The sequence below is a fragment of the Pseudoalteromonas sp. SCSIO 43095 genome (assembly GCF_023650455.1).
GTDB classification, from domain to species: Bacteria; Pseudomonadota; Gammaproteobacteria; order Enterobacterales; family Alteromonadaceae; genus Pseudoalteromonas; species Pseudoalteromonas tetraodonis.
Genome location: NZ_CP087995.1, coordinates 2,248,372 through 2,261,574 on the forward strand (window position 1 = coordinate 2,248,372; position 13,203 = coordinate 2,261,574).

A 13,203-nucleotide genomic window follows, 5' to 3' on the forward strand; every position below is an offset into this window, starting at 1 on the left:
CCAGGGAGTTAAAACTCTATACGTGCAACTAAAGACACATAACGCGCGCCTTGACGCCCCGTTACGAGTCCATAGTCTGGATTCAGTTCTAAGCCATTATCACCGTACTGCGCACGCTCTTCATTGATTGACATAGCACTATCACCATCAAATAAGTTATAGACGGTGCCTTTTAAAGTCATATCGGTACCAAAAAAGTCCGTGTTATAAGTCAAAGACATATCGACATTCGTTAACCAAGGTAGGTTTCCTTTGCTACCACGAGGAGCTGGATTACCATTTTCATCGTAATGTGATGCTTGATCATAGTATTGGCTAATACACGCATCCCAAGGATTCCCCTCTGCACAGCTATCTACGCCCGCTGGATGAACTGAGAAGTAACTTTTTGGACGGCCTGATGTAGTGCGGGCAACAAGGCCTATGGTCAGAGCTTCGGTGATGTTATATGCACCACTGAATTTAAATGCATGGCGGTGGTCGTTAGGTAAATTACCGTAGCCGTGATCCATCAAATCGCCATAGTCATAAGAGGTTGTCCAGCCTGGGTCGGCTTGATCGTTATCCGTTTTCACAAGCCCTTCGGTGTTACCATAACTATGTGACCAGGTATACGAGGTGTTAATACGTAAATCATCCGTCACATTACCATCTAGAGTAAACTCAAGTGCTAAGTACTTACGATGCGCCTCTGGTAAAGCAAGTTCATCAGCACTTAAATTAACCTCATCAACCTGACCATCACCGTCAAAATCATATGACATTTGAATAGCTTCACCTGGGTTATTCAGCACGTAATAAGAGCCTTGACCCACGTTATCGGTAATACCCATTTCAGCCAGTTTTTTAGCTAATACCGGGCCGACATCAGTGTCTTCAACACTGCGTCCAAGGTCACGATAAATCGCGCGTACACCCGCTGACATAGTATCGAACACTTCTTGCTGATAGCCGATAGTAAATTCATCACTGTACATTGGTTTTAATGAAGATGAAGCAATCAATCCTGGTTCAGTAATACCACGCTGACGCCAACGCCTATCTCGTAGCATATCTCCTCTGCTTGGCGAGCCATCAGCCATTAAACTTGGTGCACCGTTTGCGTCTAAATCATCTAACTCAAAGTACTCAAACCATTCAATTGAAGCTGATCCTTGGGTGATATTCATGTTCGCAGATACTGGTTGAAAATAGCGTCCATACGTAGCAAAAATTTTAGCGCTGCCGTCACCTGACACATCATAAATTGCTTGTAAACGCGGTGCTATTTGATTATCGATATCAACAAAGGCACGCCCATCTGATACTGTGTTTTCAAACTGGCTATAACGTAGCCCCATGTTAAGCACTAAACTATCGGTTGCTTGCCATGAGTCATTGATGTAAAAAGCGAGTGAAGTTGTATCTGAATCGACTTCGCGACTTCGAACTCGTCTTTCTATAAAATCACTTCCCAAAGGTGCACCTGATACATCATTTTCACCGGCAGTTTTGACCGTCCACCAGCCCTCTGCATCACCAATGCCGTTTTGGCCTTCAAAGTAATCAACTTTTACATTAGTGTAATCGACACCAAACTGGATTGAGTGCATATCTAAATCCCAGTTGAAATCAATTCTTGCTTGGTCGCGCGTGAATTCTTGTTCTGTCACCGATGAGTTTGTATGTTGACTCAAAGTGACAAAGCCATCACGCTCATCCCAAACACCTGGATTTGGTGATGCGACCACATTTTCAACGTTTTCTGTCACTCGGCCAACGACAGCTGAAACAGAAAAAGTATCAGTTAAGTAGCCATTATAATTTAAGCTATATACTTTACCGCCATCTTCCCCTGGTGCATCCACACCTTGTTGCTCACCAATCACATTCTCTTGCCAGCTGTAAGCAAAGGTTTTATCGGTCCAAGTGCGCTTATTGTTCATTGCTGAAAAGCCCACTGAGTGATCTTCATTTATAAACCAATCTACTTTTGTGAACCAGCGGTCTTCATCACGCTCAAAATCAGAAAAAGTTGTTTGTCCTGCGCCTGTAGACTCTTCACGGCGAGGTGCGAATAAGCCATAAAAAAACAGGGTATCTTCGATAATTGCACCACTAGCCCATAACTGTAGTTCTTTAAAGTCGTAACTACTTTGCTGTGTATTGGTGCTAATTGTGCCATTTTCTTGATAAATAGAATCGTGCTGGCTACGTAAACTATCAGGATCCCAACGTACTTCTGCCCCGAAGTTAAAGTCATTTTCACCGGATTTAGACACTGCATTAACAATACCGCCAAGTGCTCCACCAAATTTAGGACTAACCCCCCCTGTTTTCACTTGCGTTTGTGAAATAGCTTCCCATGGCAAGCGAATTGAACCCAGACCTGTACGAATACTGGTTACGTTTAAGCCATTAAAGTAATAACCATTTTCAGCTGCTGATGAACCACCAAAGCTCGATGCACCATTAAAATTTGCGCCGCCCGGTGCCGCAGTGCCTGGAGCTAGTAAAGCGATACTTTCAAATCCTGTGTTTACTGGCATTGCTTTTAATTCAGCATCACTGAATGTTAAACCCGAAGTAGACGAGGCCATATCAACACGGCGAATGGCTGATCCCGTAACAGCAATGCGCTCAATATCGCTACCGGCTTTATATAATTGTGCATCGAGAATAATGGATTGCCCAATCGTCACAGCGACATTTTCTTCTACTAACGGCTCAAAACCTTCTTTGCTTATAGTGACATCATATTTCCCAACGGGCACATTGCGCAGTAAATATTCACCATCATTATTGCTGATAATGGTATACACTAAACCTTTACTTTTATGCTTTAAAGTTATTGTTGCCCCAGTTAAATCGTTGCCAGCGTGGGCCACCACATGACCTTTAACAACACTACTACCATCAACTGCTTTTGCTGTAGGGGTCATTATTAATGCAGCTGTTACCGCCGTTGCTAACAGCGATTTAATGCCTATTCCCCGAGTTTGCTTTTTATTATTTGTAAACATGTGAATGTTCCCTTGTTCCTGTTGGTTTTTAATGCCTATCTAACTTAGACAACAAAAAATATACACCTATTACATATTGTATACAATATTAAATATACACAAAATTCACATTTAAAAATAACCAACTGATCTTAATAGTAAAAAAATTTATGAACTTTCGACCCAACAGAAAGGAGCTATTTATGGTGCTAATTGGAATAATAAAAAGAGGGGAAAGGCATCACTTCTTTATTATTGCTGCTGGAAAGCTAAAGCGATGCCTAAAGTTATAAATTAGAGTTTAGTAGCCTGTACTTATTGCCAGATATATTTTTAATTACTTTTTTCACCTTCTAATTTTATAAGTAATCTTTTTATATCGTTTTTAGCTTTAACAATATGATTTTTTAGAAATTCACAGGCATTTTGACAGTCTTTTTTTCTGCATAACTCGAGTAAAGTACGGTGCTCTTCAGGAGCTTTTGTTAAACCACCTGCCAATAAAATATGCATACGTACATAGCGCTCAGAGTTTTTACTATACATATCAACCAGCTCACGGGTTTGTGGGCGTGCGGCGCGGCTGTATAATTTAGCATGAAACTGACTGTTTAAATCTCCAGTAGCTAAATGAGTATCGCCAGCGTCCATAGCGCTTTCAAGCTCAGCTAAAATTAATTCTGCATCAATTAAATCCTGATCAGTTAAATTATTTATCGAATGTTTTAGTAGTTCCGCTTCGAGCAATGCTCTTAAATCAAAAATCTCATCAATTTGAGATGCCGAAAGCTGTGTAGCAGTCGCACCTTTATGAGCTTCAAAGTTGACTAACCCTTCAGCTTCGAGTTGAAGCAAAGCTTCACGTACTGGAATCCGACTTACGTTTAGCTCAGTGGCTAATGCTGCTTGACGTAATGGATCTCCCGCTTTGATTTCACCTGAAAGAATTTTTTCGCGGATAGCTTCTGCAACAAGCTGAGTTCGAGTTTTATGTTCTATGGCCATAGTAATTTCTATAAATTGCATTTAATATGCATTATACCTATGAAAACACGCATGCCAAGTTAGAATCCTTCATAATAAAGAGATAGCGGGAAATGCAATTTCCACTCCCGCTACAATTAACTAAGACTGATAGCAAATTGGTCGCAAAAATCTCAACATTGCATTTAACCCAACAGAAGTGCTGCGAACATCTGTGGAGCTTGGAAAAGGTCCACCATGGTTCATTGAGCTACACACTTCTACACCGGTTGGCATTTGATTGTGTATTAAACGCCCTACTTTGTATTGTAGCGCTTCAATGACTTTTTCTGCACTAACGAAATCATCACTACTTCCATGCACACTTGCTGTCAGCTGACCTTCAAGCGCTGCTACTAGTAAACTTAACTGCTCCATGCTTTCATACCGAACCAATAAAGCGGCTGGGCCAAATACTTCTTCGCGTAATGCAGGGGTTGCTAAATAGGTATCAACATTACAAGCAAATACATGGGCATTACCATGAAAGTCTTCTGTAAGTGCGCCTTTTGCAATAAGCTCTACGTTTTCGAGCTCACTGCGCTGGCTAACTTGCTTTTTAAAGGTCTTCACAATACCTGGGGTTAATAAAGTATCTGAGGCGGCTGCACTAATGCAGTTGGCTACCTCGGCTTCTAATTCATCACAGCCCGTTGGTACCAGCCATAAGCCAGGACTGGTACAAAATTGGCCATTACCCATTAGCATTGATTGGCAAAGAGCTTCAGCCATAGCTTTACCTTCATTTTGCGCTTTATTGGGTAAAACTATTTGTGGGTTTATGCTACCTAGCTCACCATAAAATGGAATTGGCTCTTGGCGTTTCGCTATAGTAGCTTGCAGTAAGTTAGCCACATTAAACGACCCAGTAAAACCGACTGCTTTAATGGCCGGAGCTGCGACTAATTGATGCGAAATATCGTAAACATCACTTTGCAGCACTGAAAATACGCCTAGCGGCATATCACATTCTTTAATCGCAGCAAGCGCTGCACGAGCCATTAGCTCCCCTGTGCCTGGATGCGCAGTATGATTTTTAACAACCACTGGGCAGCCTGCTGCAAGTGCGGCGGCGGTATCCCCCCGAGTGTTGAAAATGCATACGGAAAATTAGACGCACCAAATACAGCTACAGGCCCAAGCGGTAAGTAATTAAGCTCTGTACGAGGTTTAGGTAGTGGCGAGCGATTACTATCAGCTTCATCAATCAGCTTTAAACCTAGTGGTGAATCTGGGTTTTCACGCAGTGCACTGGCAAATGCTTTTAACTGATTAACCGTGCGCATTCGCTCACCTTGTAAGCGTGCCATAGGTAAATTGGTTTCTTGCGCGGTTTGCGTTAGTAAAACATCGCCAAGTGCTAAAATTTGCTCTGCAATACACTCTAAAAAATCTGCACGCTGACTAAAACTCGTTTTTCTGTACTCGATAAAAGCATTATCAGCAGCATCAACTGCCGTATTTAACTGAGTACTCGTTACATTAAAGTAGCGTGTCGATAATGGTTGATTTTTAGCCGGTGAAAAGGCTTGAAATTCACCTTGCTCAGCGCGACCTTGCCATTGTCCGGCAATTAGGCTTTGTCCTGTTAATGTCATGCTTTTCTCCTCGTTAAATTACTTGAAACCCATAGGCATATGGGTCGTCGTCATCTACTGTAATGGTGCTCGTTCCGGTTACCCGAGACCAGCCGCGAATGCTAGGTAAAATAGCAGTTTGACCTGCCACTTCAGACACCTGCTCTATACAGCCAATAAACTGGCTGCCAATATAACTTTCATGAATAAATGCATCGCCTTGCTGCAATAAGCCTTTACTAAACAACTGAGCCATGCGGGCGCTAGTGCCTGTTCCGCATGGTGAGCGGTCAATGGCTTTATCACCATAAAAAACCGCATTAGCCGCATCTGAGCTGGAATTTTTGGGTGAGCCAGTCCATAACACATGGCTAGCACCTTGAACGGTAGAATCAAGTGGATGTATACATTGTATTTTGGCGTTAATGGCATCGCGCACTAGGGGGCTGTACTTGAGTATTTGCCCCGCGCTTAAATGTTCAATGCCCTTAAAGTTACCCTGTGGCTCGACAATAATATAAAAGTTACCACCAAAAGCGATATCAACCTTTAACTCACCCAACTCTGTGATATTGATATAAATAGACTGATGCGCCAAATAAGCAGGCACATTATAAATTTTAACCCACTGTACTTTGCCATCCGTCATTTCATAATTGACCTGAACTCGTCCTGCTGGCGTATCCAGTTTTAAAGTACCGGGGGTTTTAGCATGTAGCAAACCATGCTCTAAGGCGAAGGTAACAATACCCATTGTACCGTGGCCACACATGGGTAAGCAGCCGGAAGTTTCTACAAATAAAATGGCTGCATCACCATCTTCGCTAGTAGGTGGGTATAAAAAACCGCCCGACATCATATCGTGACCTCTGGGCTCAAACATGAGCGCTTGACGGATCCAATCATGGTTAGCTAAAAAGTCTTGGCGCTTTTCACTCATGGTATTGCCCTGTAACAGAGGGTGGCCACTTGTTATAAGTCGCACAGGATTACCGCAAGTATGGCCGTCAATACAAAAAAAGGTGCCTTTTCGCATCACTTAATCCAATTTACATTTATTTAAATCAACACAATACGCTTTCGCAGTATCGTTAAGCGTTGATAAAGAAGTTTTTTCATTTACAACCAGTAGTTTAAAATCTGCTATAGCTTTTACTATAGCTTTTACTATAGCGCTGCCAGCTAGTTGCCATGTAGAGCTAACTAACTCATCACTATTAAACTGAGCGGCCATTGTTGGGTTTATGCCATGCCAATTGATTCTCATTTGCTTATTCCGAATTGATATTTATGCTTGATATGATAAGTATATTGTATACAATAATCAATATCCTATTTTAATATTAAACTTATAGATCTTTATACTTAAGAGCTTCCAAATAGAAAACCAAACATAAACAATTGAATTTATATATAAAAATAAAATTAGAAAGCGCATATAAATTTTATCTGGCTACTTCTCAGTAAATACAATATCGATTTAGTCCTTAAAAAAACGTATAGCGTTTCACTTTTATCATCAGGGGAAGGTAATTTTGGCCAATAAAAAAACACAAAGAGTCGCTGTGATCGGTGCTGGTGTAATTGGTATTTGCACAGCTTTACAGTTACAACAAGCTGGCTTTGCAGTGACGCTATACGATGAAAATGGCCTAGCGCAAGGCTGCTCAAAAGGTAATGCTGGGCACTTTGCCACCGAACAGGTATTTCCTCTAGCGCAGGTAGCATTATTAAAAAAATTACCTGCTATGCTTTTTAACCCATTAGGGCCATTGCGCATTGATTGGCGCTATGCAATAAAAGCTCTCCCTTGGTTTTGGCAGTTTATTAAAAATATGCCTACTGCCAGATTTATTGCACATACACACGCTCTCAAAGCCTTAAATGAACATGCAATTCATGCTTATGAAAGATTATTAGCAAACTATCAACTGGGCCACCTGCTTACTAAACAAGGGAGTTTACTTACCTTTGAAAAAACCCCATTGGTTGATGTGCAGCGCACCTTGGCTATGTATCAAGCGCAAGGAATTAAAGTAAAGCTACTTGATACAAAGCAAGTACATGCTCTAGAGCCCAGTTTATCCGACAAAATAAAACACGCTTTATTATTTGAAGACGTTGCTCATAGTATTGAACCACATTTATTTTGTATCCAATTAGCGCAAAAGTTCAGTTTATTAAAAGGGCAATTTCGTCAACAGAAAGTAGTTGCTATCACGCCTAAAAGTGAAGGTTTTATGGTGAGTGATGAACAAGATAGTCTCAATTTCGATAAAGTCGTGATCGCAGCGGGTGCTTGGAGTGCCTCTCTCATCGAGCCGCTTGGATACACAGCACCTTTAGATACCGAGCGTGGTTACCACTGTATGGTTAATATTAACCATGGCCTAACACGGCCCGTAGCTTCTGCTGAACGGAGTCTTATCATGACCCCGATGAGTCAAGGGTTAAGAGTGGCAGGCACAGTGGAGTTTGCGGGTATAAATAGAAAGGCTAATAATAAACGTGCATTAGCTTTACTGCCCCATGCACAAGCGTTATTAGCTAGCCAGCCTCTTAGTGCCACGACTACATGGATGGGCTGTAGGCCATCATTGCCTGACTCATTACCTATAATAGGCCAAGCCCCCAATCACAATAACCTGTACTTTGCCTTTGGTCATCAGCATTTAGGGTTGACACAAGGAGCCATAACTTCCGAGTTAATTACAGATTTGTGTCTCAATAAAGCCCCCTCCATAAATTTAGAGCCATATTCTATAAACCGGTTTATGCGCTAATTCTTTAAAAATTATAATTAAACAAATACATAGGAGAACCTAATGATGACCAAAGGTATTGGTACTCAAACGAAAGAACAAGCACTTGCTAGTCTTTCCAATATGACTCGCGATTTAATTCCCATTCAAGCTGATGAGCATCTAGCCCGTATTGCCCGTGCTCAAGAGTATATGCAAGCCAATAATATTGATGCAATTTACTTAAATGCAGGGACTAACCTTACTTACTTTACGGGTATGCGCTGGTACGCAAGTGAGCGCATGGTCGGTGCTATTTTACCCGCGAAGGGCGAAGTACAATATATAGCCCCTGATTTTGAAATTGGCTCTCTCAATGGCTTTAAAGTTATAGAAGGCCCAATTCGCGGCTGGCTTGAACACGAAAGTCCTTATGCATTATTTGTCAAAGTGCTCACCGAAATGGGCATTGCTGAGAGTGGCACTGTAGGGATTGACGAAAGCGCGCAGTTTTTCATTTTCGATGGCATAAATAAAGCGCAAACAGGCTTAAACCTCGTTAATGCACAGCCTGTTACAGCTCATTGCCGCATGCATAAGTCAGCCAATGAACTAATGCTAATACAGCGTGCGATGGATATGACCTTAAAAGTTCATCAGGCCACAGCCAGCATGCTATATGAGGGTATAAGCACAACTGAGGTAGAAGAATTTATTAAACAAGCGCACAAAAAAGTTGGCGCGCCTGGTAACTACTTTTGCATCGTTTTGTTTGGCCTCGCTACATCATTTCCTCATGGTGTCAAAGAGCCACAAATTCTTAAAAAAGGAGATATGGTTTTAATTGATACTGGCTGTAAAGTACACGACTACTTATCAGATATAACTCGCACTTACGTATTTGGTGAAGCTACAGACCGCCAACGCCAATTTTGGAATTATGAAAAAGCCGCACAAATGGCCGCTTTTGATGCAGCTCAAATAGGTCAAAGTTGTGAGAGTGTCGACAACGCTGCCCGCTCTTACTTAGCAGAGCAAGGCCTTGGCCCTGAGTATCAAACACCTGGCTGCCCACACCGTACCGGTCATGGTATAGGCTTAGACATCCATGAATGGCCTTATTTGGTCGGCGGTGACAAAACATCTCTAGCCGCTGGTATGTGCTTTAGTAATGAGCCAATGCTAGTTGTACCTGGTGAATTTGGTGTGCGTTTAGAGGATCACTTTTATATGACTGAGAATGGTCCAAAGTGGTTCACTGAACCCGCTCATAGCCTCGAAAACCCATTTGGGTTATAAGATAAATATACTCATTGCTGCACGGCGAATACTTACCGTGCAGCTAATTAGTACTTGAAAGAACTAGACAACGAATTAGCCTAACAAGTCCAAAGCTTTAAGCCTCTCTCGTGCTAAAAGATATCTTGCACGAACGTCATCAATTTGCTGTTGAGTTAATTTATTACCGAAAGTACGAAGTCCACCATCCTTATCGTCATGATGAATTCCAAATGCGCACTTAAGGTACTCCATAAGTAGCGGTTGAGCATCCAAGTAAGAGATGGAATTCATAGCCTGAGAAATTTTGTTAGCCTCAGCCCATTCCCCTTTATTTACATACTCCTGCATCGTCACACTCGCTTTTGGAAAGATACAACCTACACCTGTGATCCCGCCACATGCTCCTGCTAGTCCGGCATACACAGTGACAGTGTCTACACCTGCCAAAATTTTTGCATCTTTGTTTTCTAACATTATCGTCTCAATGATTGAAACATCTGACGTCGATATTTTTAACGCAGTTACTTCAGGAAGCGCAGCAAGTTTTTTAAGAAGCTCGGTTGAGAGCGCATGGTAGCCAGCTGCATCTGGGTTGTTATAAGGCATAATTGTAATGCCAACCTCTTTAGCGGCTGTTGCACAAAGCGCATAATATGCATACATATCTTCATCACTAGGTGCTTCTTTGGTTTTTGGTGGCATAACCATGACAGTATCTACGCCAACAGATGCAAGTTGCTTTACAATTTCAGCTATTTCTTCTTTCGTTTCTGCCGCAGCACCACTGATCAGTGGCACACTGTATTCTTTTGCAACATCAGAAAGAGCTTCAAGTAAAGAAAGACGCTGATCAACACTTAGATAACTATTTTCACCTAATGTGCCTGAGCCAACAAGCCCCCCCATTCTACTACCGCCTTTCCCTTGTACTTTTAAAATTTCTGCAGCGTATTTCTTTGTTGTATCAAAGTCTATTTCAAATGATCCAGATTCAGACTCTTTTAGCCATGTGAATACGGCCGGCATAACTGAAAAGCGCCAATCTGTGTTCGTTGTTTTCATCATATTTCCTGTGCTTAAAGGTAACTCCTATAAATATTAACACAAATAGAATATTGTATACAATATTCTATTTGTGTTAATTCTTTTGTAATTTGTGAAGCTTAAGCAGTGGTGATTAATTTATGCCATAGTGTGATTAGTCTGGTGAACTGAATTAAACAGTGCCAATTATTGGCACCATTTACCTTGCTTTTGAGCAATTAGTAATAAGTGTGCTGCGCTCCATGAAAAGTTAGGCGCTCCTTGTTGCTCACCATTAAGCGGATTATAGTTCTCACGTATTGGTGCATTAGAAAGCAAACCATTGGCATGATTTAATAGCTTTTCACTTAGTTGCTGAGCTTGTTTGCAATAACCGTAATGACTCATACCTACTAACCCAAAGTAAGCTTGATCAAGCCATACACGTCCACGCCAATAAATATCCGCACCGAAAGCCGGGTTAGTCAGCGCAGCACTGCCAAGCGGAACGTAAGTATTAAACTCATTGTTATCAAGCATTGTTTTTACCACATCACTGGCCTGTTCCATACTCGCTACTTGATTAAACAACGGTGACCACCCTTCAGGACCTTTGCCTCTTTTTACTAAAGCCCTCCCAGCGCAACCATTCGCTAAGGGGGTATCTGCTATTTCAATGTCGTAGTAGAAGCCTGTATTTTTATCAAACATGCACCGATTGATATAATCTCTTAACTGAGCGGCTTGCCTTAAAAAGTAACTTGCTTGGTGCGGTAATTTAAGCTGCTTCGCTATTTTACTTAAATAACGGTTATCAGCAGCCATATAAGAGGCTTGATCCACAGATTCTTGCAATAATGAATACCCAACTAATGTACCTGTATCATTACGATTTTCTGCAAAACCAACGTGCCAGTCACCACGAATCCCGCCGTTTTTTATATAACGATTTAACTGTTGATTATTTATAAAACCAAACACAGCAGCATCATCACGACCAGATTCCCAAGATGCGGCTGTTTGTGCCGGAACTTTAATTTCTAAGATTGCTTCATCGCTTAGGTAAGTCCTATAGTTTTTTAAGCCACTTCTTGTTCGCCAACCTGCCGAGGTTTTTACATTAAATAATAACTTGCCGTCACGAGTATTATGAGCTTTATCAACAGTGGCACCATACTCTGGCACACCGTTTTTATTATGATCACGATTGCGTAGCCACCATTCACGATAAGCAACTAGTTTAGGGTATATGTGCGCGAGCCACTGAGTATCGCCTGTATTTTCAAACACCTGCCACACAGCCCAAGCTGCCAAGCTTGGCTTAGTATTACGCTCATTCCAATTTGTGCCGTCACCACCGCGTTTTGCACTAAAATTATAGGCCACTAAGTCAGGTATAAATCCAGCATCCCATGGCCTGACAGCATCGTTTGGCGTTATTTGATGCTCAAACACAGCATTCAAATTTTGTTTAGCAAGCTCTGGATTAAATGTTACCAGTGCATATGCCTGCTTGTAGCTATCCCAAGGCCAAGTTTGATTACCTGAAAACCAGCGACCGGTCACGGCAGGACTAACGGTATCAAAACCTACTGCACCAGCTTTACTGCGCCAATTTCCAATTAACGTTTCAACACTTTTTACCGCAAGTTTTTGTAGAGCTGGTTGCTTGTTACTAATTGGCTGTGTGGCTTTATTTATATACTCTTGCCAACGTAATTTACTACGTGATAAATAGTGTTCGGGTTGCTTTAAAATTTCATCAATAATCTCTCTTTCACGTACCGCTTCTTGATTATTTAATAAATATGAATAGCTTGTGTAGAATGTACGATTGTTTTTTATGTGCGTTGCGCTTGAGTAACTTAGGTCGTCATGACGTGTTCTAACCGCTAACGTTTTTTTAAGCAATAACTGTGAGCTCCCCGAAGTGAGTATGTGTCCATGCGCCCTTACTTTGCCAAAACTAATCGCAATACTATTGTTGGTGACTTGCCATTGGGGATTTAATTCCGGATAAACCACAAATGGCGAACGCCCCGCTTTTTCAGTGCCATTGTTAGCACGTAAATGGTTTATAAGCTTTCCTGTGAAATGTAATGTAACAGGCTCAGTGGTTTTAATCTGTGTTTTGACTAATGAAGTGCGATTTGTCACAAAGCGCAAAGTAAGTATTATGTTTACCCCGTCACCGCTTAGCTCTTGCACTAACGCGCCGGGTTCGCTGTAAGCCCGCATTGCTAGTTTCACTTTATTGGCCTCGTCAATTTTCTGGCCTTTATAAACAGTCAGCTTTTCCAAATAAGGTGCTATAAAATTTAAATACTCCTCAGTAACAATAGCAGGCCCGGTGAACGCGCCGGCGTTTTCATCTGTTGGTAGCAAATGTCCATGCCATGCGCCTAGATCAAAAAGAGGGCTAAAACGTTGGTGGCCGCCTTGCTCAAAGTCCTGCATATAATATGGGCTTCCGGTTCTATCTATTAAGTTTTTATAATCAACCACCTCACTAGCAGCAGCCTCACAATGACTGATTAAAAGCACGGTGATTAAAATAAACAGATTTTTAAAAATCAT

The 13,203-nt window shown here is 41.6% G+C and carries 8 protein-coding genes and 1 pseudogene; 2 read left to right on the forward strand and 7 right to left on the reverse strand.

Annotated features, from left to right (window positions below; translation table 11 throughout):
• Positions 1–8: 8 nt before the first annotated feature.
• From LOC50_RS10590 to LOC50_RS10610, 5 genes and pseudogenes are all read right to left on the reverse strand, one after another.
• Entirely contained in the window at positions 9–3,002 is a 2,994-nt protein-coding gene (locus tag LOC50_RS10590) for a TonB-dependent receptor (RefSeq protein WP_250653193.1), read from the reverse strand.
• A 312-nt stretch (positions 3,003–3,314) separates the two neighbouring features.
• Positions 3,315–3,986, reverse strand: a complete 672-nt coding sequence (locus tag LOC50_RS10595; RefSeq protein WP_250653926.1) for a GntR family transcriptional regulator — start codon at positions 3,984–3,986, stop codon at positions 3,315–3,317.
• 120 nt (positions 3,987–4,106) lie between these two features.
• Positions 4,107–5,602 (reverse strand): annotated as a pseudogene (locus LOC50_RS10600) (aldehyde dehydrogenase (NADP(+))).
• A 13-nt stretch (positions 5,603–5,615) separates the two neighbouring features.
• On the reverse strand, positions 5,616–6,617 hold the full coding sequence (locus tag LOC50_RS10605) for a 4-hydroxyproline epimerase (RefSeq protein WP_250653194.1): 1,002 nt from the start codon (positions 6,615–6,617) through the stop codon (positions 5,616–5,618).
• A 3-nt stretch (positions 6,618–6,620) separates the two neighbouring features.
• Positions 6,621–6,848 (reverse strand): hypothetical protein, encoded by a 228-nt coding sequence (locus LOC50_RS10610; RefSeq protein WP_250653195.1) that lies wholly within the window; start codon positions 6,846–6,848, stop codon positions 6,621–6,623.
• A 268-nt stretch (positions 6,849–7,116) separates the two neighbouring features.
• Between LOC50_RS10610 and LOC50_RS10615 the strand changes: the two genes are divergently transcribed.
• Both LOC50_RS10615 and LOC50_RS10620 read left to right on the forward strand, forming a co-directional pair.
• On the forward strand, positions 7,117–8,364 hold the full coding sequence (locus tag LOC50_RS10615) for an NAD(P)/FAD-dependent oxidoreductase (RefSeq protein ID WP_250653196.1): 1,248 nt from the start codon (positions 7,117–7,119) through the stop codon (positions 8,362–8,364).
• Between the two features lie 42 nt (positions 8,365–8,406).
• On the forward strand, positions 8,407–9,621 hold the full coding sequence (locus LOC50_RS10620; protein WP_250653197.1) for a M24 family metallopeptidase: 1,215 nt from the start codon (positions 8,407–8,409) through the stop codon (positions 9,619–9,621).
• Between the two features lie 75 nt (positions 9,622–9,696).
• On the opposite strand, the gene LOC50_RS10625 is transcribed toward LOC50_RS10620, so the two are convergent.
• Together LOC50_RS10625 and ygjK are read right to left on the reverse strand one after the other, a co-directional pair.
• Positions 9,697–10,665, reverse strand: coding sequence for a dihydrodipicolinate synthase family protein (locus LOC50_RS10625; protein WP_250653927.1), 969 nt, complete (start codon positions 10,663–10,665; stop codon positions 9,697–9,699).
• A 168-nt stretch (positions 10,666–10,833) separates the two neighbouring features.
• Positions 10,834–13,203: an alpha-glucosidase gene (gene ygjK, locus LOC50_RS10630; protein ID WP_250653198.1), complete on the reverse strand. Its 2,370-nt coding sequence runs from the start codon at positions 13,201–13,203 to the stop codon at positions 10,834–10,836.